20 protein-coding genes and 1 pseudogene are annotated in these 23,233 nt (G+C 59.6%); 13 read left to right on the forward strand and 8 right to left on the reverse strand.

The features are described 5' to 3' along the window. Positions 1 to 223: 223 nt before the first annotated feature. Together B1722_RS30055 and B1722_RS30060 are read right to left on the reverse strand one after the other, a co-directional pair. Positions 224 to 988, reverse strand: coding sequence for a methyl-accepting chemotaxis protein (locus B1722_RS30055; protein WP_371260380.1), 765 nt, complete (start codon positions 986 to 988; stop codon positions 224 to 226). A gap of 93 nt (positions 989 to 1,081) precedes the next feature. Further along, positions 1,082 to 2,113, reverse strand: a pseudogene (locus B1722_RS30060) (cache domain-containing protein); the annotation flags it as partial. Positions 2,114 to 2,299: 186 nt separating this feature from the next. Between B1722_RS30060 and B1722_RS06205 the strand changes: the two are divergent. Continuing rightward, a complete protein-coding gene (locus B1722_RS06205; RefSeq protein WP_086791859.1) occupies positions 2,300 to 3,787 on the forward strand; it encodes a helicase HerA-like domain-containing protein in 1,488 nt (495 codons plus the stop codon). Positions 3,788 to 3,877: 90 nt separating this feature from the next. On the opposite strand, the gene B1722_RS06210 is transcribed toward B1722_RS06205, so the two are convergent. Next, a complete protein-coding gene (locus tag B1722_RS06210) occupies positions 3,878 to 4,333 on the reverse strand; it encodes a DUF721 domain-containing protein (RefSeq protein ID WP_041068521.1) in 456 nt (151 codons plus the stop codon). Positions 4,334 to 4,640: 307 nt separating this feature from the next. Here B1722_RS06210 and secA point away from each other — a divergent pair, with 307 nt between their 5' ends. The 4 genes from secA to B1722_RS06230 all read left to right on the forward strand — a co-directional run bounded on the left by secA (position 4,641) and on the right by B1722_RS06230 (position 10,582). Then, complete coding sequence (secA, locus tag B1722_RS06215) at positions 4,641 to 7,376, forward strand: preprotein translocase subunit SecA (RefSeq protein ID WP_041068523.1); 2,736 nt, start codon at positions 4,641 to 4,643, stop codon at positions 7,374 to 7,376. Between the two features lie 122 nt (positions 7,377 to 7,498). Beyond that, positions 7,499 to 8,716 (forward strand): bifunctional glutamate N-acetyltransferase/amino-acid acetyltransferase ArgJ, encoded by a 1,218-nt coding sequence (gene argJ / locus B1722_RS06220; RefSeq protein ID WP_041068525.1) that lies wholly within the window; start codon positions 7,499 to 7,501, stop codon positions 8,714 to 8,716. A gap of 292 nt (positions 8,717 to 9,008) precedes the next feature. After that, positions 9,009 to 9,641: a glutathione S-transferase family protein gene (locus tag B1722_RS06225; protein WP_047296068.1), complete on the forward strand. Its 633-nt coding sequence runs from the start codon at positions 9,009 to 9,011 to the stop codon at positions 9,639 to 9,641. Then, positions 9,638 to 10,582 (forward strand): Nudix family hydrolase, encoded by a 945-nt coding sequence (locus tag B1722_RS06230; RefSeq protein ID WP_086791862.1) that lies wholly within the window; start codon positions 9,638 to 9,640, stop codon positions 10,580 to 10,582. The genes B1722_RS06225 and B1722_RS06230 overlap by 4 nt, the downstream gene beginning before the upstream one ends. Before the next feature lie 130 nt (positions 10,583 to 10,712). On the opposite strand, the gene B1722_RS06235 is transcribed toward B1722_RS06230, so the two are convergent. The 3 genes from B1722_RS06235 to B1722_RS06245 are packed head-to-tail and all read right to left on the reverse strand — an operon-like array spanning position 10,713 to position 14,300. After that, complete coding sequence (locus B1722_RS06235) at positions 10,713 to 11,297, reverse strand: cob(I)yrinic acid a,c-diamide adenosyltransferase (protein WP_086791864.1); 585 nt, start codon at positions 11,295 to 11,297, stop codon at positions 10,713 to 10,715. A gap of 3 nt (positions 11,298 to 11,300) precedes the next feature. After that, positions 11,301 to 13,337, reverse strand: coding sequence for a HAMP domain-containing sensor histidine kinase (locus tag B1722_RS06240; RefSeq protein ID WP_041068533.1), 2,037 nt, complete (start codon positions 13,335 to 13,337; stop codon positions 11,301 to 11,303). A 45-nt stretch (positions 13,338 to 13,382) separates the two neighbouring features. Further along, entirely contained in the window at positions 13,383 to 14,300 is a 918-nt protein-coding gene (locus B1722_RS06245; protein ID WP_086791866.1) for a putative 2-dehydropantoate 2-reductase, read from the reverse strand. Between the two features lie 140 nt (positions 14,301 to 14,440). Here B1722_RS06245 and B1722_RS06250 point away from each other — a divergent pair, with 140 nt between their 5' ends. Both B1722_RS06250 and B1722_RS06255 read left to right on the forward strand, forming a co-directional pair. Then, positions 14,441 to 14,926: a YajQ family cyclic di-GMP-binding protein gene (locus B1722_RS06250; protein ID WP_003227548.1), complete on the forward strand. Its 486-nt coding sequence runs from the start codon at positions 14,441 to 14,443 to the stop codon at positions 14,924 to 14,926. 180 nt (positions 14,927 to 15,106) lie between these two features. Next, complete coding sequence (locus B1722_RS06255) at positions 15,107 to 15,949, forward strand: mechanosensitive ion channel family protein (protein ID WP_041068538.1); 843 nt, start codon at positions 15,107 to 15,109, stop codon at positions 15,947 to 15,949. Between the two features lie 118 nt (positions 15,950 to 16,067). On the opposite strand, the gene B1722_RS06260 is transcribed toward B1722_RS06255, so the two are convergent. Further along, positions 16,068 to 17,417, reverse strand: a complete 1,350-nt coding sequence (locus tag B1722_RS06260; RefSeq protein ID WP_041068541.1) for an OprD family porin — start codon at positions 17,415 to 17,417, stop codon at positions 16,068 to 16,070. Between the two features lie 894 nt (positions 17,418 to 18,311). Here B1722_RS06260 and B1722_RS06265 point away from each other — a divergent pair. Both B1722_RS06265 and B1722_RS06270 read left to right on the forward strand, forming a co-directional pair. Beyond that, positions 18,312 to 18,737: an HIT domain-containing protein gene (locus B1722_RS06265; protein ID WP_041068712.1), complete on the forward strand. Its 426-nt coding sequence runs from the start codon at positions 18,312 to 18,314 to the stop codon at positions 18,735 to 18,737. A 3-nt stretch (positions 18,738 to 18,740) separates the two neighbouring features. Then, complete coding sequence (locus B1722_RS06270) at positions 18,741 to 18,947, forward strand: SlyX family protein (protein ID WP_007962092.1); 207 nt, start codon at positions 18,741 to 18,743, stop codon at positions 18,945 to 18,947. Positions 18,948 to 19,019: 72 nt separating this feature from the next. On the opposite strand, the gene B1722_RS29975 is transcribed toward B1722_RS06270, so the two are convergent. Further along, positions 19,020 to 19,622: a cold-shock protein gene (locus B1722_RS29975; RefSeq protein WP_041068544.1), complete on the reverse strand. Its 603-nt coding sequence runs from the start codon at positions 19,620 to 19,622 to the stop codon at positions 19,020 to 19,022. Between the two features lie 310 nt (positions 19,623 to 19,932). On the opposite strand from B1722_RS29975, the gene B1722_RS06280 reads away from it, so the two are divergent. The 4 genes from B1722_RS06280 to aspS all read left to right on the forward strand — a co-directional run bounded on the left by B1722_RS06280 (position 19,933) and on the right by aspS (position 23,153). Further along, positions 19,933 to 20,403, forward strand: a complete 471-nt coding sequence (locus tag B1722_RS06280; RefSeq protein WP_003227537.1) for a Dps family protein — start codon at positions 19,933 to 19,935, stop codon at positions 20,401 to 20,403. Between the two features lie 183 nt (positions 20,404 to 20,586). After that, a complete protein-coding gene (locus tag B1722_RS06285; RefSeq protein ID WP_041068547.1) occupies positions 20,587 to 20,937 on the forward strand; it encodes a ribbon-helix-helix domain-containing protein in 351 nt (116 codons plus the stop codon). Between the two features lie 118 nt (positions 20,938 to 21,055). Continuing rightward, positions 21,056 to 21,277 carry an FmdB family zinc ribbon protein gene (locus B1722_RS06290; protein WP_003227532.1) on the forward strand — a complete coding sequence of 74 codons (222 nt, stop codon included), beginning with the start codon at positions 21,056 to 21,058 and terminating at the stop codon, positions 21,275 to 21,277. A gap of 100 nt (positions 21,278 to 21,377) precedes the next feature. Beyond that, positions 21,378 to 23,153 carry an aspartate--tRNA ligase gene (gene aspS, locus B1722_RS06295; RefSeq protein ID WP_041068550.1) on the forward strand — a complete coding sequence of 592 codons (1,776 nt, stop codon included), beginning with the start codon at positions 21,378 to 21,380 and terminating at the stop codon, positions 23,151 to 23,153. Positions 23,154 to 23,233: the final 80 nt, after the last annotated feature.

Consider the following 23,233-nt stretch of genomic DNA (forward strand, 5'->3'; position numbering starts at 1 on the left):
TCGGCGATGTGCACAATGACGAGCCCTCCGCTGTGCTGCTCTCCCTTGGTTGACCTTTATCCAGAATAGATGTTCGGTCGGGAATACGCGGAGGGGTTTTTGCGAGGTGTTGTGGTGTTTGACTGGATGCCTTCGCGAGCAAGCTCGCTCCCACAGGGATCTGCAAACGACACAGATACAATGTGGGAGCGAGCCTGCTCGCGAAGAGGCCAGTGGCAGCGCCTTAGATGCGGAAACTGCCGACCAACTGCTGCAGCCGCGAAGCCTGCTGCTCCAGATCCGAACAGGCGCGCAAGGTCGCCTGCAGGTTTTCGACGCCTTCCTGGTTCAATGTATTGATCTCGGTGATGTCGACGTTGATCGACTCGACCACCGCCGTCTGCTCTTCGGTCGCGGTGGCCACCGACTGGTTCATCCCGTCGATCTCGCCGATGCGCTGGGTCACGCTGTTCAGGCGTTCGCCGGCAAGATTGGCGATTTCCACGCTGTCCTGGCTGTGGCGCTGGCTGTCGCTCATGGTACTCACCGATTCACGGGCGCCGACTTGCAGCTCCTCGATCATGGTCTGCACCTGCTGCGCCGATTCCTGAGTGCGGTGCGCCAGGTTGCGCACTTCGTCGGCGACCACGGCAAAACCACGTCCGGCCTCACCGGCACGCGCCGCTTCGATGGCGGCGTTGAGGGCCAGCAGGTTGGTTTGCTGGGAGATGCTGGTGATCACTTCGAGGATCTGCCCGATGTTCACGGTTTTGCTGTTCAGCGACTCGATATTGGTGCTGGAGGCGCTGAGCATGCTCGACAGTTGGTTCATCGCCTTGATGCTGCGATCCACCACTTGCTGGCCGTCTTCGGCGAGGCCGCGGGCGTCGCTGGCCTGGTTCGAGGCTTGTGCGGCATTGCGCGCGATTTCCTGGGCGGCAGCGCCCAGTTGATTGATCGCGGCGGCGACACTGCTGGTGCGCGAGGCTTGCTGGTCGGAGTTGTACATCGACGAGTTGGACGCGGCGACCACGCGCAGCGCGACCTCGTTGACCTGGCCGGTGGCCGACGACACTTCGCGGATCGAGCCGTGGATACGCTCGACGAAGCGGTTGAATGCGGTACCCAGCACGCCGAATTCATCGTTGTTGACGATAGTCAGGCGCTTGGTCAGGTCGCCCTCGCCATCGGCGATGTCTTCCATGGCGCGGGTCATGACGTGCAGCGGCTGAATCAGCAGGCGAATCAGCATGCCCAGCAGCGCAATGATGATCACCACCGCAATCACGGTGGCAATCACCGCCGAGGTGCGGAACTCGCTGAGCATCGAGAAGGCTTTGTCCTTGTCCACCGACAGACCGATATACCAGTTCACCGATGGCAGACCTTTGATCGGGGTGAAGCTGACGATGCGCGTCTTGCCGTCGACGGTGATTTCACTGAAGTCGCTGCTGATGCGCGGGGTGTCCTGCGGATAGGCTTCTTTCAGTGACTTCATCACCAGCGCCTTGTCCGGGTGCACGAGGATCTTGCCGTCGGCGCTGACCAGGAACGCGTAGCCCATGCCGGAGAAGTCCCGGGCGGTGAGGGTGTCGACCAGGGTTTGCAGACTCAGGTCGCCGCCCACCACGCCGACGCTCTGACCGGCTTTTTTCGAGGCGGTGGCGATGGAGATGATCAACTGTCCGGTGGCGGCGTCGATGTACGGTTCGGTCAGGGTCGAGGCGCTGCTGCTCTCGGCCCCTTTATACCAGGGGCGCACCCGTGGATCGAAGCCGTCCGGCATCTTCACGTCCGGACGGATGGTGAAGTGACCGGTGGCATCGCCCAGGTAAGTGGCCATGAACGTCGAGGTCAGGGATTTCTGTTCCAGCAGGCTGGCGACGTTGGCCGGCTCCGGATTGATGGCAATATTCTGGGCGGCGTTCTCGACCAGCAGAATGCGCCCGTTGAGCCAGGTCTGGATGTTATCGGCGGTGACTTCGCCCATCTCGTTGAGATAGTTGTTCAGGTCATCGCGGATCGCGTTGCGTTGCAGCCAGTCGTTGTACAGCGTGAACGAGGCGAAAGCGGCGATGACGATGAGGGCGGCGGCAAGCAAAATTTTATGGCTGAAGCGCAGGTTTTTGTTCATGGCTTGGGGTTCCGCTAAGGTCTTAATGTCCTGGGCGTGCTTTTATGAAGACGCGCAATATGGGCAAGGGTGAAAAAAACTGATATTTCCGGCTCTCCTTAGGGAAATGTCCGACCGACTTTTCAGTCAGGTTCTCGCCCTTAGCTATCGGCCACAGCGGATTAAAGATTAACCATAGGTGACAAAATGCCTGACACATCGCAACTCGTTATCGGCGCCGATCTGGCGGGGCAACCGATTGCTCAGGCCATGCGCCTGGCCAACCGCCACGGGCTGATCGCCGGTGCGACCGGGACCGGCAAGACCGTGACTTTGCAACGTCTTGCCGAAGCGTTCAGTGACGCCGGGGTCGCGGTGTTCGCCGCCGACATCAAGGGCGACCTGTGCGGCCTGGGCGCTGCCGGCAATCCGCAGGGCAAGGTCGCCGAGCGCATCGCCGGGATGCCGTGGCTCGACCACAAGCCGCAGGCCTATCCGGTAACGCTGTGGGACATTCACGGCGAATCCGGTCATCCGTTGCGCACTACCTTGAGTGAAATGGGCCCGCTGCTGATCGGCAGCCTGCTGGAACTGACCGACAGCCAGCAGGCGGCGCTGTACGCGGCATTTAAAGTGGCGGACCGTGAGGGACTGTTGTTGCTGGACCTGAAAGACCTCAAAGCGCTGCTCAACCACCTCAAGGACAACCCGCAACTGTTGGGCGAAGACGCCGCGCTGATGACCACCGGTTCCAGCCAGGCACTGTTGCGCCGGCTGGCGACCCTGGAGCAGCAGGGCGCTGAAGCCTTGTTCGGCGAACCGGCGCTGCAACTCGAAGACATTCTGCAACCGTCCGCCGATGGCCGTGGGCGGATTCATTTGCTTGATGCCAGCCGTCTGGTACACGAGGCGCCGAAGGTCTACGCGACGTTCCTGTTGTGGCTGCTGGCCGAGCTATTCGAGCAATTGCCGGAGCGCGGCGACGCCGACAAACCGCTGCTGGCGCTGTTCTTCGATGAAGCGCATTTGTTGTTCGGCGATACGCCAAAGGCGTTGCAGGAACGTCTGGAGCAGGTGGTGCGGCTGATCCGCTCGAAAGGTGTCGGCGTGTATTTCGTCACCCAGTCGCCGGGGGATTTGCCGGATAACGTGCTGGCGCAGCTTGGCCTGCGCATCCAGCACGGTTTGCGCGCGTTTACCGCCAAGGAACAGAAATCCCTGCGCGCGGTGGCCGATGGCTTCCGGCCGAATCCGGCGTTCGATACGTTGTCGGTATTGACCGAACTGGGCATCGGCGAAGCACTGGTCGGGACGCTGCAGGAAAAGGGCACGCCGGAAATGGTCCAGCGGGTGCTGGTGGCGCCGCCGCAGTCGCGGATCGGGCCACTGAGCGAGACCGAACGCACGATGCTGATCGCCGGGTCACCATTCAAGGGCCGATATGACAAGCCGATCGATCGTGAATCGGCGTATGAAATCCTGATGGGCCGCAAGGATCTGGCGCCGGAGGCAGAAGTGCCGACCGGTAAGGCCGCGCCTGAAGAACCGAGCCTGGCCGACCGTGCCGGGGAATTCCTGGGGACGGCGGCGGGGCAGGCGCTGAAGTCAGCGATGCGTCAGGCGGCCAACAATCTCGGCAAACAACTGGTGAGAGGGCTGATGGGCTCGTTGCTCGGCGGCAGCAAACGCCGCTAAAAGCAAAGATCGCAGCCTTCGGCAGCTCCTGCAGGGGAACGCATTCCCAATGTAGGAGCTGCCGCAGGCTGCGATCCTTTGATCTTGCCTTCAGCTTTTGTCTTTAGCGTGCGCCGCCAGACGCTCAAGCGCTGCACGCAGACCTGGATCGCTGATCCCGTCGGCCGTTGATTGAATCGTCTGCGCTGCATCCGTCGACAGATCCATTGAGTGTCCGCCTGGCCGATGCTGGACCAGTGGCGGTTGCACGCGGAACAGGATGCGCGTCAGGTTGGCGAATTCTTCGAACAGCTGCAGTTGGCGTTGCAGGCGTTTTTGCTGGTAACGCAGGCGCGTCGCCCAGTGCCCGTCGGTCACCACCAGCGTCAATTGGCCTTCACGCCACTTGGCCACATGGCAATGTGTGCGGGCGGCCGGTTGCAGCTGGCTTTCAAGCAGGCGTTGCAGATGAGCGAGTCGTTGGGCATGGCCGAGAATGGCTTTAAGCGGCTTGGCTTCGCGTAGCAGAACGGCGGGCGCTCTGGCTGTGAGAGGGCGAAATGCCATGATCGAACACCTGAAGTAACAGAAGCGCCATGGTAGCAGAAAGCAACGGAACCACTCGCCCATTGCTTTTGTCCCTGCTTTACCCATTAAATCAACAACTAACTTCTTGCCTTGATGGGTTGAAGTTGAGCAAAACGCCCTTATTTTAAGTGAGCCCCGTCAAAGCGCAGTGCCAGCATCGTGGAATATCGCCACTTTCCTCACCACCGTTTCCGGGTAGAATGCTCGTTCGCATGCGGCCATGAGGGCTGCACGGGCGACTCACGGGGCCGCCCTCCATCCCTTTAGTGTGGAAGATCCTGCCGATATGTTTGCGCCTTTGTTAAAGAAACTTTTTGGAAGCAAGAACGAGCGTGAAGTCAAACGCATGCTCAAGACGGTGCAGCTCGTCAATGCCTTCGAAGAGCAAATGGTGGCCCTTTCGGACGATCAATTGCGCGCCAAGACCAATGAGTTCAAGGCCCGTATCGCCAAAGGGGAATCCCTCGACAAGCTGTTGCCTGAAGCCTTCGCGGTCGCCCGTGAAGCCGGCAAGCGCGTCATGGGCATGCGCCACTTCGACGTCCAGTTGATCGGCGGCATGACCTTGCATGAAGGCATGATTGCCGAGATGCGTACCGGCGAGGGTAAAACCCTCGTGGCCACCCTGGGCGTTTACCTCAACGCGCTGTCCGGCAAGGGCGTGCACGTTGTGACCGTGAACGACTACCTGGCCCGCCGCGACGCCAACTGGATGCGCCCGCTGTATGAATTCCTCGGCCTGACCGTCGGCGTCGTGACGCCGTTTCAGCCGCCGGAAGAGAAGCGCGCCGCCTACGCTGCCGACATCACCTACGGCACCAACAATGAATTCGGTTTCGACTACCTGCGCGACAACATGGCGTTCAGCATGGAAGAGAAATTCCAGCGCGAACTCAATTTTGCCGTGATCGACGAAGTCGACTCCATCCTCATCGACGAAGCCCGTACCCCGCTGATCATTTCCGGTCAGGCCGAGGACAGTTCCAAGCTGTACATGGAGATCAACAAACTGATCCCGCAGCTGGAACTGCATGTCGAAGAAGTCGAAGGCCAGGTCACCAAGGCCGGTCACTACACCATCGACGAGAAGACCCGTCAGGTCGAACTCAATGAAGCCGGTCACCAGTACATCGAAGAAATGCTCACCGGCGTCGGCCTGCTAGCCGAAGGCGAGAGCCTGTACTCGGCGCATAACCTGGGCCTGCTGACCCACGTTTATTCGGGTCTGCGTGCGCACAAGCTGTTCCACCGCAACGTCGAATACATCGTGCAGGACGGTCAGGTCGTACTGGTCGACGAACACACCGGTCGTACCATGCCGGGTCGTCGTCTGTCCGAAGGCCTGCACCAGGCCATCGAAGCCAAGGAGGGTCTGAACATCCAGGCCGAGAGCCAGACCCTGGCCTCGACCACGTTCCAGAACTACTTCCGTCTGTACACCAAGCTGTCCGGCATGACCGGTACCGCTGACACCGAAGCGTTCGAATTCCACCAGATCTACGGCCTGCAGGTCATGGTGATTCCGCCGAACAAGCCGTTGGCGCGTAAAGACTACAACGACCTGGTGTTCCTGACCGCCGAAGAGAAATACGCGGCGATCATCAACGACATCAAGGAAGGCATGGCCCAGGGCCGTCCGATCCTGGTGGGTACCGCGACCATCGAAACCTCCGAGCACGTGTCCAGCCTGCTCAACAAGGAAGGTATCGAGCACAAGGTACTGAACGCCAAGTTCCACGAAAAAGAAGCCGAGATCATCGCGCAAGCCGGTCGTCCGGGCGCCCTGACCATCGCCACCAACATGGCCGGTCGTGGTACCGACATCCTGTTGGGCGGCAACTGGGAAGTGGAAGTCGCGGCGCTGGAAAACCCGAGTCCTGAGCAGATCGCCCAGATCAAGGCCGACTGGCAGAAACGTCACCAGCAAGTGCTGGAGTCCGGCGGTCTGCAGGTGATCGCCTCCGAGCGTCACGAATCCCGTCGTATCGACAACCAGCTGCGTGGCCGTGCCGGCCGTCAGGGCGATGCCGGTTCCAGCCGCTTCTACCTGTCGCTGGAAGACAGCCTGATGCGCATCTTCGCCTCTGACCGGGTGAAGAACTTCATGAAAGCCCTGGGCATGCAGCCGGGCGAAGCGATCGAGCACCGCATGGTGACCAACGCGATCGAAAAGGCGCAGCGCAAGGTGGAAGGTCGCAACTTCGACATCCGCAAGCAACTGCTCGAGTTCGACGACGTCAACAACGAACAGCGTAAGGTGATCTATCACATGCGTAACACGTTGCTGGCCGCCGACAACATCGGTGAAACCATCGCCGATTTCCGTCAGGACGTGCTCAACGCCACCGTCAGCGCGCACATTCCACCGCAATCGCTGCCAGAGCAGTGGGACGTGGCCGGTCTGGAAGCGTCGATTGCCAGCGACTTCGGGGTGAAACTGCCGATCCAGCAATGGCTCGACGAAGACGATCACCTGTACGAAGAGACCCTGCGCGAGAAGCTGATGGTCGAGCTGATGGCAGCGTACAACGAGAAAGAAGATCAGGCCGGTGCCGAAGCACTGCGCTCGTTCGAGAAACAAATCGTTCTGCGCGTTCTGGACGATCTGTGGAAAGACCACCTGTCGACCATGGATCACCTGCGTCACGGCATCCACCTGCGTGGCTACGCCCAGAAGAACCCGAAGCAGGAATACAAGCGCGAGTCGTTCACGCTGTTCTCCGAGCTGCTGGATTCGATCAAGCGCGACTCAATCCGTGTGCTGTCGCACGTTCAGGTGCGCCGCGAAGATCCGGAAGCCGAAGAACAACGCCTGCGTGAGGAAGCCGAAGCACTGGCCGCGCGCATGCAGTTCGAACACGCCGAGGCCCCTGGTCTGGAGCAGCCGGAAGTGTTAGGTGAAGAGGTCGATGTAGCCCTCGCCACCGCGCCGGTTCGCAACGAGCAGAAGCTGGGTCGCAACGAACTGTGCTACTGCGGTTCGGGCAAGAAATTCAAGCATTGCCACGGGCAGATCCAGTAAACCCCGTTTCAATCGCTGAAATACCCGCGCCGCGACCGGCTCCTGCCGTCGCGGCGTTTTGCCATTTACACCACCGCCATCACTCTGAGCGGTGCTGACATCATTGAGTAAGGAGCGCATTCATGGCTGTTGGTCTTGGTCCTTTGCCAACGTTGCACCCGGTTGCCGGTTTTGAACTCGGTATCGCTTCGGCCGGCATCAAGCGCCCCGGGCGCAAGGATGTGGTAGTGATGCGTTGTGCCGAAGGCTCGACCGTGGCCGGGGTGTTCACGCTGAACGCCTTTTGCGCCGCGCCGGTAATCCTGGCGAAAAAGCGTGTGCAGAACGACGTGCGTTATCTGCTGACCAACACCGGCAACGCCAACGCCGGCACCGGTGAGCCGGGCCTGGCGGCTGCCGAGCGCACCACGGCGAAACTGGCCGAACTGACCGGTGTCGATGCCAGCCAGATCCTGCCGTATTCCACCGGTGTGATCGGTGAACCGCTGCCGGTCGAGAAGATCGAAGGCGCGCTGCAAGCGGCGCTGGATGATCTGTCGGAAAACAACTGGGAAGCGGCCGCCACCGGCATCATGACCACCGACACCCTGCCCAAGGGCGCCAGCCGCCAGTTCCAGCATGACGGCGTGACCATCACCGTTACCGGCATCAGCAAAGGCGCCGGCATGATTCGCCCGAATATGGCAACCATGCTCGGCTACATCGCCACCGACGCCAAAGTTTCCCGCGACGTGCTGCACAACCTGATGCTCGACGGTGCGAACAAATCGTTCAACCGCATCACCATCGACGGCGACACCTCGACCAACGACTGCTGCATGCTGATTGCCACCGGCAAGGCTGCCCTCCCGGAAATCACCCGTGCCGAAGGCGAGCTGTTCGGCAAGCTGAAACAGGCGGTATTCGAAGTGTGCATGGACGTGGCCCAGGCCATCGTGCGTGACGGCGAAGGCGCAACCAAGTTCGTCACCGTTGAAGTCAACGGTGGCGGCAATCATCAGGAATGCCTGGACGTCGGCTACACCGTGGCCCACTCGCCGCTGATCAAGACCGCGCTGTTTGCTTCCGATCCGAACTGGGGCCGTATTCTGGCGGCTGTCGGCCGTGCCGGCGTGCCGAACCTGGATGTGAGCAAGATCGACGTGTTCCTCGGCGACGTGTGCATCGCCAGCCGTGGCGCGCGCGCAGCGACCTACACTGAAGCGCAGGGTTCGGCGGTGATGCAGCAGGAAGAGATCACCATCCGTATCGAACTGGGTCGCGGCGACTGCAGCGAAACCATCTGGACCACCGACCTGTCGCATGAGTACGTGAAGATCAACGCCGAGTACCGCACCTGATTTAATCTGAGACCGAGTCGCCGCCATCGCGCGCGGGCTCACTCCTACAGTAGATTAGTGAACGACACGGATCCCCTGTAGCAGTGAGCCTGCTCGCGATGGCGTTGTGTCAGGCAACATCAATGTTGAATGTGTCGGCCTCTTCGCGGGCAAGCCCGCTCCCACAGGGTTCTGTGGTGTACACGAGATTTGTGCACGACCGAAACTACTGGGGGAGCGGGCTTGCCCGCGAAAGCGTCGGTCCAGTCACTACAAGTCTTGAAGCTTTCCACTGACGAAAAGGCGCCACACCATGTCCCTGCACCTGATCATCGGCGACAAACTGCTTTCCTCCTGGTCTTTGCGCGCCGCCCTGGCGTTGGAACTGACCGGCGCCCCTTACAGCGAAGAACTGATCAAGCTCGGCAAGCCCGACACCCGCGAGCGACTGCTCAAGCATTCGCCGACCGCCAAGGTGCCGTTGCTGCAAACCTCTCGCGGCACCATCGCCGACTCTCTGGCGATTGCCGAATACCTGGCCGAGCAGTTCCCGGCCGAACAGCTCTGGCCGGGCGATGTTTACGCTCGCGCTCAGGCCCGTTCTGCGTGCGCGCAAATGCACAGTGGCTTCTTCGCCATGCGCAATCACATGCCGTTCAACCTGAGCCACGATGCTCCGCTCAACCCGGTACCGCCGGAAGTGAAGGTCGATATCGAACGCATGCTCGCGTTGTGGGCTGAATGCCGCGCCGCCGCCACGGAGCCCGGGCCGTATCTGTTTGGCCGGGTTAGCCTGGCTGACGCGTTCTTCGCACCGATTGCCGTGCGTCTGCGAACTTACCAGGTGCCGTTACCGGCGGTTGATCAAGCCTATGTTGAAACCGTCTACCAATGGCCCGCCTTCAAGGCATGGCAAAAGGCTGGACTGGAGGAGTTGAATCCGTGAAACGCGTACATGTCGCCGCTGCCGTCATTCGTGACGACAGTGGCAAGATCCTGATCGCCCGCCGTGCTGATACCCAGCATCAGGGAGGTCTATGGGAATTTCCCGGTGGCAAGGTCGAGGCTGATGAATCCGTCGAAAGCGCCTTGGCGCGCGAGCTGCACGAAGAGCTGGGCATTGTCGTCGGCGCTGCTCGTCCGCTGATCAAGGTCCGCCATGATTACCCGGACAAGCAGGTGTTGCTGGATGTCTGGGAAGTGTCGCAGTTCAGCGGCGAACCGCACGGTGCCGAAGGTCAGCCACTGGCCTGGGTCAGCGCCAAGGATCTGCTGAACTACGAATTCCCGGCCGCCAACCAGCCGATTGTCGCCGCCGCGCGTTTGCCCGGCGAATACTTGATCACTCCGGAAGATCTGGAAGCCCCGGCCTTGCTGCGCGGCATTCAGAAGGCGATTGCCGGCGGGATCAAACTGATCCAGCTGCGCGCACCGAACGGCTATGACCCCAAGTATCGAGACCTGGCGGTGGATGCGGTCGGCCTGTGTGCTGGCAAGGCGCAGTTGATGATCAAGGGGCCGTTCGAATGGCTCGGTGATTTCCCGTCGGCCGGTTGGCACATTACCGCCGCGCAACTGCGCAAATACGCCGAAGCGGGGCGCCCGTTGCCGGCGGAGCGCTGGCTCGCGGCTTCGTGCCATAACGCTGAGGAGCTGGCGCTGGCCGAGCAAATGGGCGTGGATTTCGTCACGCTGTCGCCGGTACAGCCGACCCTGACCCATCCGGATGCGCAGCCGTTGGGCTGGGAGCAAGCGTCGATGTTGATCGAGGGCTTCAGCAAGCCGGTGTTCTTGCTCGGCGGCGTTGGCCCGGCGGAGCGCGAGAAGGCTTGGGGTGTCGGGGCTCAGGGTGTAGCGGGGATTCGCGCATTCTGGCCGCAAGCTTGATTATGTGCTGAGGCCACTGGCCTCATCGCTGGCAAGCCAGCTCCCACAGGTATTGGATGCACCGCAAATGCGGAGAACGACACAAAACCTTGTGGGAGCTGGCTTGCCAGCGATGGCGGCCGATCAAACACTACGTTCCTGAAGGTTTGGCCGCCGGCTGCCACAGAATCTCTGCAATCCCCTGCCGCCGCGCAATCAACCTTGCGGCCACAAACAGCAAATCTGACAACCGATTGATGTACGCCAACCCCACCCCGGTCAACGGCTCAATCGCATTCAAATGCTGACAGCGCCGCTCGGCACTGCGCGCCAGGCTGCGGCATACATGAGCCTGGGCGATCAGCATCGAACCGCCGGGCAGAATGAAATTCTCCAGCGGCCCCAATTCTTCGTTCCACACATCAATCGCTGCTTCCAGGCGTTCGATTTCCGCCGTGTTCAGCGCCTGATAGGCCGGCATCGCCAGCTCACCGCCCAGATCGAACAAACGATGCTGGCAAGGCGCGAGCACCTCGATCAGTTCATTCAGATCGGGGAACGCCTCGCGCTCGGCGATCAGCCCGGCCAGCAGCACACCGACCTGACTGTTCAGTGTGTCGACTTCGCCAATGGCTTCGATGCGCGGGTGATCCTTGGGCACGCGGCGGCCATCGCCCAGGCCGGTTTCGCCTTTGTCGCCGGTGCGGGTGTAGATCTTCGACAAGCGAAAGCCCATGGGTTACCTCGTTAGTTGATTGGTTTCGGCGGCGATGGCTGCCGGTTGTGTCAGCGGCAGACGCAGGGTGAAACAGGTGCCCTGGCCCGGCGCCGATTGCACTTCCATCTGGCCTTTATGGTTGTTGGTAATGATGAAGTACGACACCGACAGCCCCAGCCCCGTGCCCTGGCCGATTTCCTTGGTGGTGAAAAAGGGCTCGAAGGTGCGTTTGCGCACGCTCTCGCTCATGCCGATGCCGTTGTCTTCGACCTGAATCTCGGCCCATGGCGGATTGAGTCGGGTGCGCAGGATGATCCGCCCGGGCTCGCTGTCATCGTCGCGCTGATGAATGGCTTGCGCAGCGTTTTTCAGCAGGTTGAGCAGCACCTGCTCCAGTTCGTTGGCGGTGCCTGGCACCGGGCCGAGCGCCGGGTCGAACTGGCGGATAATCGCCTGACCCTTGAAGTCGAAACCGATCGCCAGATCGAAGTCGTTGCCGGCAATTTCCACCGCTTGATCGATCAACGCGGGCAGATCGCACGGGGCCATTTGCCGGGTGCTGCGCCGGCTGAAACTGAGCATGTGGGTGACGATTTTTGCCGCGCGGGCGCCGGCCTGCTGGATGCCGTCGAGCAGTTTCGGCACTTCGCGGCTTTGCAGGTAACGGTTGACCGTGTCCAGTTCGATGCCGAGCTGTTCAGCGGTTTCGAGGTTCTTCGGCAGATCCGCCGACAGCCGCCGGCGAATGTTCTGTACGTTGTGCAGGATCGCGCCGAGCGGATTGTTGATCTCATGGGCCATGCCGGCGGCGAGGCCACCGACCGAAAGCATTTTTTCCGATTGCACCATCATTTCTTCCAGCGACAGGCGCTGGGTGATGTCGTCGATGCGGATCACCACACCGCGCCCGGCACCGCCCATCAGTGGGTAGAAGGTCAGGGCGTAATGCTTGGGCTCGTCGTCCTTGAACCAGGTCACCCGCTCGATCTTCGCCACCGTGTGTTCTTCCACGGTCTGCTTGAGTTGCGGCAGAAACGGCTTGAGCGGTTCGAAGGCGAGGAAGATCGGCTGGTTCAACGCTTCATCCAGGCGCGTGCCGGAGAGGGCGCTGGCCTCCTGGTTCCACTGCGTCACGTAGAGCTGTTCGTCGAGGGCGATCAGCGCCGAGGGCATGGAGTCGATGATGCTGTTGAGGTAGTTCTGGAAGCCGGTGAGCTTCTTCTCGATCTTGCTGCGAACCTGGACTTCCAGTTCCAGCTTGCGGTTGGTGTGACGGGTTTCTTCGGCCAGCCCCTGAGCCTGATCGTAGGCGGCCTGCGAGTCATCGCGGGCGCGCTTGAGCTGCTGCTCGCGGGCTTCGATGCGCGAGAGCATGGTGTTGAACGCCTCGGCGAGGCTGCCGATTTCGTCGTGATTGCCGCGCGAGGCGCGCAGGGCGTAGTTCTCTTCGCGAGTGACCTGGCGCGAGAGCTCCTCCAGCTCATGGATCGGGCGGGTGATCAGGCGTTTGATCTGCCGCGCGATTACCAGCCATAGCAGCACGCTGAAAATCAGGATGCCGAGGCTGGCAGTCAGGGTGCCGGTGTAAAACGCCATCGGCAGTTCACTGCTGGCCACCAGCAGCAGATGACCCGGTGCAGTGCCCGGGCGAGGCAAGGTGATCAATTGGTTGCTGCGAAACTCGGTGAGTTGCCAGGCTTCGATGTGTCGATAGTGTTCCGGCAGATTGAGCTTGTCGCCACGCTGCACCTGAGCGAGACGGTCACCTTTGCCGTCATACAGCGCTGCCGCGCGCAGCGGCGAATAACTGTCGAGTTCCTTGAGCAGGCGTTCGGCGCTTTGTGGCGATTCCAGAGCTTGCGCGACCAGGCTCGGGTTGGAGATCAGCCGGCCGATGGTCTGCAGCGCCTGTGGCGCCATGCTTTCCTGGGAGATGTAATAGGCGGCGCTGATAAAAGTCAGGTTGGCGACCAGCAGAACGGTGGTCAACAACACCAGCAGGGCGGCCAGCAGTTTCTGGCCGACCGGCAGGTTTTCAAGGCGCTGGCGCAATGGCATCAGGTTTATCGCAGCAGAGGAACAAGTGGGCAGCGTAGCCGCTGCTCAGTCGCTGGGCAATCCAAGGCTGCGCAGATGCTCGACCAGACGCTGCTGCAATTGCTTGAGGTGCGGCAGGTTCAGTTGATGACGGGTGGCGACTTTGCAGGCGTGGCCCAGCAAGTAGCTGATTTCGGTGCGGCGCTGGTTCGCTACGTCCTGATACATCGACGAGTAGTTGACCGCCGTGGCGTGGATTACTCGTTCGACTTCCTGTTGCAGATTGAGCGCGGCTGCCGGTTGACCGCAACGCTCCAGCAACTCGGCCAGTTCTGCGCACAGCGTGGCGACTTCGCATTGATGCTGCTCCAGTCCGCCGTTACGGCAATCGTGAAGCACGGTCAAAGGATTGATCGCACAATTGAGCGCCAGTTTGCGCCACAGCCGGGTGAGGATGTCGGTGCTCCATTCGTGGGGGATGTTCGCCGCTTGCAGGTCGTCCAGCCAGATCGGCGCCACCGGATGACCGGCATCGCCCAGCCAGGTGAAACCGTGCCCGGCAAACACCACGCGCCAGTCGCCGTCGCGGAATGCGCCTTCGGTGCTGGAGGCGCTGATGCAGCGTGCCTGCGGAACCACCGCTGCGACCGCGTCCTGGCTGCCGAGGCCGTTCTGCAGCAGGATCAGCTCGGCATCTGCGCTCAGGCGCGGGGCGAGGCGGGCGACCGCGCTTTCGGCGTCATAGGCTTTGCAGGCGACCAGCAGGCGGCGGATCGGCTCCGGGTCATCCGCCGTTTGCGCGGGGACGGCATAGGTGGTGGATGCGCCATGCTCGACCAGGGTCAGCCCGCCGGCCGCCTGATAGCTGCGCAAACGCTCGGCATCACGCAGGATCAGCCGCACCGGCAGACCCGCGCGGGCCAGGCGCGTGGCCCAGAGTGTGCCGAGGCTGCCGGCGCCGAGAACGTGCCAGGGGGTGGACATCAGTTTTTCACTCGGTAAGGTACTGGCATGCAAGGCTCGCCGTATCGGTGGGAAAAGACCCGTTATAATGAGCCGGATTTTAACCGCAAGCCAAGCGCGCTCCCTCCTGATCGAGCGCGCCTTTTTATTGGAGAGACTACATGCCGTCGTTCGACGTGGTATCCGAACTGGACAAACACGAGCTGACCAACGCGGTCGAGAACGCCGTGAAGGAACTCGACCGTCGCTATGACCTGAAAGGCAAAGGCAGCTTCGAGTTCAAGGAAAAGGACCTGACCGTCAACCTCACCGCTGAAGCCGGGTTCCAGCTGGAAGCGATGATCGAGATCCTGAAGCTGGCCCTGACCAAGCGCAAGATTGATGTGCAGTGCCTTGAAGTCAAAGACGCCTACGCCTCGGGCAAGCTGATGAAGCAGGACGCGATCCTCAAGGAAGGCATCGACAAGGAGCTGGCGAAGAAAATCGTCGCTCACATCAAGGACGCCAAGCTCAAGGTGCAGGCCGCCATTCAGGGCGAACAGGTGCGTGTGACCGGCAAGAAGCGCGATGACCTGCAGGAAGCCATCGCGGCCCTGCGTGCCAAGGAATTCGGCATGCCGCTGCAGTTCAACAACTTCCGCGACTAAGCTCGGTCAGATGATCTGTGGGAGCGAGCTTGCTCGCGAAAGCTGTATGTCATTCAGCCATGAGTTGACTGACACATCGCCTTCGCGAGCAAGCTCGCTCCCACATTGTTTTATGTATACCTGGCGGTTTCTGCCGCTGATTTTTTACAGCCCGGGTAGCCGGAAATCAGGAGATGGAAGATGGATTTGAATGCTGAGGTAGACAACCTGGTCAAGGCGTCCCAGGCGTGGATTCCGATGATCATGGAATACGGCAGTCGTGTGCTGCTGGCGGTGATTACCCTGGCGATCGGCTGGTGGCTGATCAACAAGGTCACGCAAAAGCTTGGCGGTCTGCTGGCCCTGCGCAATGCCGACCTGGCGCTGCAAGGCTTTATCAGCAGCCTGGCGAACATCATCCTCAAGGTGTTGCTGATCGTCAGCGTCGCCTCAATGATCGGCGTGGAAACCACCTCGTTCGTGGCCGCGATCGGTGCTGCTGGCCTGGCCATCGGTCTGGCGTTGCAGGGCAGCCTGGCGAATTTCGCTGGCGGCGTGCTGATTCTGCTGTTCCGTCCGTTCCGTATCGGCGACTGGATCGAAGCGCAAGGCGTGGCGGGTACTGTCGACAGCATCCAGATTTTCCACACCGTGCTGCGTACCGGTGACAACAAGACCATCATCGTCCCGAACGGCAATCTGTCGAACGGCATCATCACCAACACCAACCGTCAGCCAACCCGTAAAGTGGTGTTCGACGTAGGTGTGGATTACGAAGCGGATCTGCAGAAAGCCCGTCAGGTACTGCTGGATCTGGCCAAGGATGAGCGCGTATTGCAGGACCCTGCGCCACAAGCGGTCATTTCAACGCTGGGTGACAGTTCGATCACTGTTTCCCTGCGTGTATGGGTTAAAACTGCAGACTACTGGGACGTGATGTTCATGTTTAACGAACAGTCGCGTGATCGTTTGAAGACGGCCGGTATTGATATTCCGTTTCCACAGCGGGTGATTCGTGTGGTTCAGGAAACAGCTACACAATGATAGGTTGCTAATTAAATGCCTGACTTGTTGGTCAGGCATTTATGACAAGTGACAGGCAATAAAAAAGGCCCATCCGAAGATGGGCCTTTTTTTATGCTTCCAAACTAACCACTGATAATTACAGGATGTTCAGTGGGTATTCGGTGATCAGGCGGAACTCTTTAACGTCGCCTTCGCCTTCGTCAGCGTTAGCAACGTGCCAGGCTTGACGGATGCGGAAGGACAGGTCTTTCGCTGGGCCAGACTGAACAACGTACTTGGCTTCGAAGTTGGTTTCGTGGTGTTTACCGTCTTCACCGTACAGGCCGGCGTAAGCGCTACCCGCTGGAGTGTGGGTACCGTCGATATCCCAACCTTTAACGTAACGAACCATGAAGCTCAGGCCAGGAACGCCGTACTCGGCCATTTTCAGGTCGTAACGGGCTTGCAGGGATTTCTCGCCTGCACCGTTGAAGTCGGAGTACTGGATGGAGTTGGCGAGGAAGATCGAGTCGCCACCACGGTTGTTCTTGCCTACGCCGATGTAGTCGAACGGAGTGTCGCCGTTGACCTTCTGGAAGGCCAGGGTGAAGGTGTGTGCCTTCAGGAACGACAGGGCGGTTGCCAGCGAGAAGGCGGTGTTGCTGATGTCGCCCGCTTTGGCGCTGCCGGTGTCGGTGGTGCGGTAGATGTTGAAGTCAGTGTTCAGCGAAGTGTCGCCACCGAATGGGGTGGTGAGGTTCACGTTGGCGTAGTACTGGTTCCAGATGTCTTCCAGCTTGGCGCCGTACAGCGAGGCAGTCAGGTTGTCAGTGATGCCGTATTTGCCACCGAAGTAGTCGATGTTTTTGGCTTCAACACCCGCGTAAGTGGCGTAAAGGCCGCCTTCACGAGCGTTTTTGTCCTGGCTGGTGGCCGAGTAGAAGTGACCGGCTTCGAGGTCAAGGTCTTTGACTTCGCTGCTCTGCAACTGGAAGCCAGTGGCCGTTTGCGGAAGGATACGGGAGCCGCCAACAGCGAATACCGGAGCGGTGCTTGGCTGCATGTCACCAAATTTCAGCTCGGTTTTGGAGATGCGGAATTTAACGGCTGCGCCGGCTTTGCCTTGGCTGTCGTTAACGTCGTGTGCATAACCGTTGGCTTTGACGGTGTCGCTACGGCTCATGTTACCGGTGCCGGAAGTACCATCACCGCCATCCAGTTTGACCGCCAGGTAACCGAATGCATCGATACCGACGCCTACGGTGCCTTGGGTGTAACCGGAAGTGAAGTTACCGAGAAAGCCCTGAGTCCAGTCTTTCTGGTCGTGGCCGCCGTTCTTGTTGTCGCGGTTGAAGTAGTAGTTCTTCAACGTTTCGGTGAGTTTTGCATCTTCAACGAAACCTTTGGCTTCTGCCTGGTCACTAACAAACGGGGCGGCCGTAGCCAACTGAGTGCTGGCTGCTGCTGCAACTGCCAGTGCGATTGTGCTCCACTTCATCACGCGCATCGTGATTTGCTCCTTTGGTTTTAGAAGAGTACTGCCGTCCCACCTGTTTTATTATCTGGGCGGCTCTTTCTTTTTGTGTCGGCGCAAACTTATATCACGCCGACAATGTTGGCGATACTTGCTCATACAACCTTTCATGATCTTTACGACGACGTCGCAAACAGCTGGGTTGATGTCGCAAATTCACGTTACCCATGCAGCCGGGCTGACAACTTTATCGCTGTTTCTGGGCCTTTTTGCATCGGTAAAAAAGAGTCCCTGGCAAAACACTTGAATCTCCATTGGGGCAACCCTGCCACCGTATTTGTTTGGTCTCAAGCTGCCACTTCCCGTGGTGCGCTATAGACCATGTGTGTCTCAATGCAACAAGCGTGCACAAAGTGCAGGGTTGCCACGTTTATTTTTCTGCACACCCGCCTTTCGCTGTAAAAACCGCATAAAAACGGGGGTTCAAGCCCTTTTGTATCAGGGGCTTGACGCATACCTTTGCATCGTGTTGTCAGGTTCGCGTGGGGCCATGACAACCAAAAACGTTACCGGTTCACCCCGTCAGTGAGTATTTGGCGGATGCCCGACGCACTGAGCGTAGACGCACTGTGCGGTTTTGGTGCAAAAAATTTACAGGCTGTACCGGATTCATACAGCTTGTGACGAGCCCGCTGTCAATGAATCTGCCCATTTCGGGTGTTTGCCCGTGTCCGGGCACCGTCCTGGCGCTGTAATGGTGCGCGGTCTCTGCAAATGTCCCTTGCCTGGGCTGTGATGGCCTGGGTGGGCACGGCGCTCGTGAAGCCTGATGGATTCGCAGGTATGCTGCCTGCCTGTCGCTTGGTGTGTCGCCTGTCTTTCATGGCCGCTAAGCTGAATTATGTCGATCAGCCGGGAGTGCACGCAGTGTTTGCTTTAGATTCACGACTTCAACAGGACACCCTGACCATCGGTGACTTCCCGCTCTGCCGGCTGCTGCTGTCCAACGATGCCAATTACCCGTGGTTCATCCTGGTGCCACGTCGCGACGATATCAGCGAGTTGTTTCAGTTGGATGTCGCCGATCAGCAGCAGTTGTGGCAGGAGACCACGGCGCTGGCCGAGCTGCTGAAGGATCTGTTCGACGCCGACAAGTTGAACGTTGCAACGCTGGGCAACGTTGTCAGCCAGTTGCACATGCATGTGATCGTGCGCAAGCGTGATGACGCGGCCTGGCCGGCGCCGGTCTGGGGTAAACACCCGGCCAGACCCTACAGCGCCGAGGAGGTTGCGGGCATTCGTGAGCGGCTGAGTCTGGTGCTGACCGAACACTTCACGTTTCTGGAGGGTTGAACCATGAACCTTGAAGAACGCGTCACCGATCTGGAAAGCCGTCTGGCTTTTCAGGATGACACCATTCAGGCGTTGAACGACGAACTGGTGGCGCAGCAGCGCGTGATCGAACGCCTGCAACTGCAGATGGCGGCCCTGCTCAAGCGTCAGGAAGAGATGGTCGGGCAATTCGATTCTTTCGAGGAAGAAGCACCACCGCCGCATTACTGATGCCAACACGTTTGTGCAGGCGTAAAAAAACCGCGAGCAGCCTGGCTGCTCGCGGTTTTTTGTTGCCTCGAATCAGCGACGCGGCAGGGCGGCGATCACGTCCTCGGCTTGCAGGCCTTTGTCCCGGTTCATCACCGAGAACTCCACGCGTTGGCCTTCGACCAGGACGCGGTGGCCTTCGCCACGGATTGCACGAAAGTGCACGAAAATATCATCGCCGGAATCCCGGGAGATAAAGCCGAAGCCTTTGGACGTGTTGAACCACTTGACGGTACCGGTATCGCGGTTGCTCATGTCATAGGTAGTCGGTGCGGCGGCCGGTGAAGACTTGTAGAAGCTGATGGCCAGATGCAGGACCACGGCAACCAGGGCGATCACCAGGCTGAACAACACGGCCGGTTGACCGGCGATGACAGGCATCGGTGCGATCAGGGTCAGGGTTTGCAGGACGACAGTCAGCACGAGAAGAGCGCTGACCAGATTTTGCAGATGCTGGCGCGGGCCTTTGTTCCAGTAAGGAATCACTGGAGCGATGACCAGATTCAGCAGGCCGAAAAAGGCCAGGTAAAGTGCATCGGGTTGTTGCAGGTAAGGAACAGCTTCGGCTTTCAAGCTGGGTATGAACGACAGCAGCAAAGCCGCTGCGCCCATTAGCAGGTGGACGATTTTCAACATTTTGATTGGCTCACGTTATGACGGCTCACAAGGAAGAGCTGAAGGCGCACGGTTCGCTTCGGAAACAATAAAGAGGCGTTGGACACGTGCCCGGCATCAGCCTATGCGCGAGGCCCCGAAAAATGGGGCATAGCGACACACTGCCTATTTAACAGCAAAGCCTGCAGCGACTCAAATCACCCCGGCCAGCGGCACCTGCCCGGTCGATTTGTCGCACGGCGAGCGAAAATTGCCGGCTGCGAGGTCGCGGCTCCCTTGCTAGAGTGGGTCTGCACCTGTTGGATGAATTCAATCGCCTTAGGGGGTAAGCATGGCAATCGATATCGGTATCAGTGAAGAAGACCGCAAGTCCATCGTCGAGGGGCTGTCGCGGTTGTTGTCGGACACCTATGTGCTGTATCTGAAAACCCATAACTTCCACTGGAACGTCACAGGTCCCATGTTCAGGACCCTGCATCTGATGTTCGAAGAACAATACAACGAGCTGGCGCTGGCGGTGGATCTGATCGCCGAGCGTATCCGCGCCCTGGGTTTTCCGGCGCCGGGTGCCTACGCGACTTACGCGCGACTCTCCTCCATTAAAGAGGAAGTCGGCGTGCCAAGCGCCGAGGACATGATCAAGCAGTTGGTCGAGGGCCAAGAGGCTGTGACTCGTACCGCTCGCGGGATCTTCCCGCTGTTGGACAAGGTCAGTGACGAGCCGACAGCCGACCTGCTGACTCAGCGCATGCAGGTGCATGAGAAGACTGCGTGGATGCTGCGCGCGTTGCTCGAGACCTGACAAGCGTTTGCGCGGATGTCCGGGGGGATGTCCGCGTACTGTTTCAAATCTTACTGAACATGTCGGCTTATCCTACGTTGCTGGGCAACTAGTCATCTGGCGCTGACTTTGCGTCTGCGTTTTTATGAAGGCACAGGATGTTGTCTTTATTACAAGCAGCGATGGCAAAGGAGTGTCAGCGATATGGTAGGTGGAGACAGGCGATGCGAGCATGTCGGTTCGCAACGGGAAATGAAGGTCGATCCGTTTGTCAGCGATTTTGATTTTGAGTTGATCCGGCCGCTGGCAAGGTCGGTGCGTTTGAACGGGTTTGCCACTTGCTTGAGGCTCGAGCAGGTTTACTGGAACATTCTTGGTGACATGGCCGGGCACAACGGCTGTTCGGTCAGTACGCTGCTGTCACATGTGGACCGTGAAGTGCACCTGCGCCACGGCGGGGTGAAAAACTTCAGCGGTCTGGTGCGGGTGGTGTGTGTGATGAATGGTCTGCGGGATACCCCGGCGACCGTCATGCCCGGAACGACCAATACTTGAAATGACGTGGCGGGCTGTGCAGTCTTACGGCTGCACAGCCCGCATTTAATGGATATAATCCCGCTCTTTCGCCGCAAAGCCCTGCGCGCGGTGGCAATCTGATCGCCGAGACACCCCCATGCCGATGTACGATTACCAATGTGCTTCCTGTGGTCATCAGTTGGAAGCCATTCAAAAGATCAGCGAGGCACCGCTGGTCGACTGCCCTGCCTGTCAGGCGCCAGAGCTCAAAAAACAGCTGTCCATGCCGGGTTTTCGCCTCAGCGGCAGCGGTTGGTACGAAACCGATTTCAAGACCGGAGCCAAGAAGAATCTGGCCGGTGGCGACAAATCTGACTAGGGTTCAGGCCCAGGTCGAACGACACGCGTGAGATTCCGCAGTGCTTGAGTGCGACGGTATCTCCACCGAATTTCGAATTACGAGAAGCGAAACCACTACCATGATGCGCAGCCATTATTGCGGCCAACTGAACGAAAGCCTGGAAGGCCAGGAAATTACCCTTTGCGGATGGGTTCACCGTCGTCGCGACCACGGCGGGGTGATTTTCCTCGATATCCGTGATCGTGATGGTCTGGCGCAGGTGGTGTTCGATCCGGATCGCGCCGAAAGCTTCGCCGCCGCCGATCGCGTGCGCAGCGAGTACGTGGTGAAAATCACCGGCAAGGTGCGTCTGCGTCCGGCTGGTGCAACCAATGCCAACATGGCGTCGGGCATGATCGAAGTGCTGGGCTACGAGCTGGAAGTGCTGAACGAAGCGGAAACCCCGCCGTTCCCGCTCAACGAATACTCCGACGTCGGCGAAGAAACCCGTCTGCGCTACCGCTTCCTCGATCTGCGTCGTCCGGAAATGGCCGAGAAGCTGCGTCTGCGTTCGCGCATGACCACCAGTATCCGTCGCTTCCTCGACGAGAACGGCTTCCTTGACGTGGAAACGCCGATCCTGACCCGCGCGACCCCGGAAGGTGCTCGCGACTACCTGGTGCCGAGCCGTACTCACGCCGGTTCCTTCTTCGCCTTGCCGCAATCGCCTCAGCTGTTCAAGCAACTGCTGATGGTTGCCGGTTTCGACCGCTACTACCAGATCGCCAAGTGCTTCCGTGACGAAGACCTGCGTGCCGACCGTCAGCCTGAGTTCACTCAGATCGACATCGAGACCAGCTTCCTCGACGAAAGAGACATCATGGGCCTGACCGAAGGCATGATCCGCAACCTGTTCAAGGAAGTGCTGGATCTGGAGTTCGGCGAATTCCCGCACATGACCTTCGAAGAAGCCATGCGTCGTTACGGCTCCGACAAGCCGGACCTGCGTAACCCGCTGGAACTGGTCGACGTTGCCGATCAACTCAAAGAAGTCGAATTCAAGGTCTTCAGCGGCCCGGCCAACGATCCGAAATGCCGTATCGCTGCACTGCGTGTTCCAGGCGGAGCGAGCATGCCGCGCAAGCAGATCGACGACTACACCAAGTTCGTCGGCATCTACGGTGCCAAGGGCCTGGCGTACATCAAGGTCAACGAGCGCGCTGCCGGTGTTGACGGTCTGCAATCGCCGATCGTGAAAAACATCCCTGAAGCCAACCTGAACGTGATCCTTGATCGCGTTGGTGCAGTTGACGGCGACATCGTGTTCTTCGGCGCCGACAAGGCCAAGATCGTCAGCGAAGCCCTCGGCGCGCTGCGTATCAAGCTGGGCCACGACCTCGACCTGCTGACCTGCAAATGGGCGCCAATGTGGGTCGTCGACTTCCCGATGTTCGAAGAAAACGACGACGGTAGCTTCTCTGCGTTGCACCACCCGTTCACCGCACCGAAGTGCTCGCCTGAAGAGCTGGAAGCCAATCCGGCCGGCGCTCTGTCCCGTGCCTACGACATGGTACTGAACGGCACCGAGCTGGGCGGCGGTTCGATCCGTATCCACCGCAAGGAAATGCAGCAAGCGGTGTTCCGCCTGCTGGGCATCAACGAAGCGGAACAGGAAGAGAAGTTCGGCTTCCTGCTCGACGCGCTGAAGTACGGTGCGCCGCCGCACGGTGGTCTGGCCTTCGGTCTGGACCGTCTGGTGATGCTGATGACCGGCGCCCAGTCGATCCGTGAAGTGATTGCTTTCCCGAAAACCCAGAGTGCTGCGGACGTCATGACGCAAGCGCCGGGTGTGGTGGATGCCAAGGCGCTGCGCGAGCTGCACATTCGTTTGCGCGAAACGCCAAAGGCTGAGTAAGACGGGCCTGAAGGCGCATCTTCGGATGCGCCTTTTTTCTTTCTATAGAGAGCAGGTCGAGATTTTTTGTTTGCTGGCCA

The sequence above is a fragment of the Pseudomonas sp. SCPG-7 genome (assembly GCF_002156405.1).
GTDB lineage: Bacteria > Pseudomonadota > Gammaproteobacteria > Pseudomonadales > Pseudomonadaceae > Aquipseudomonas > Aquipseudomonas parakoreensis.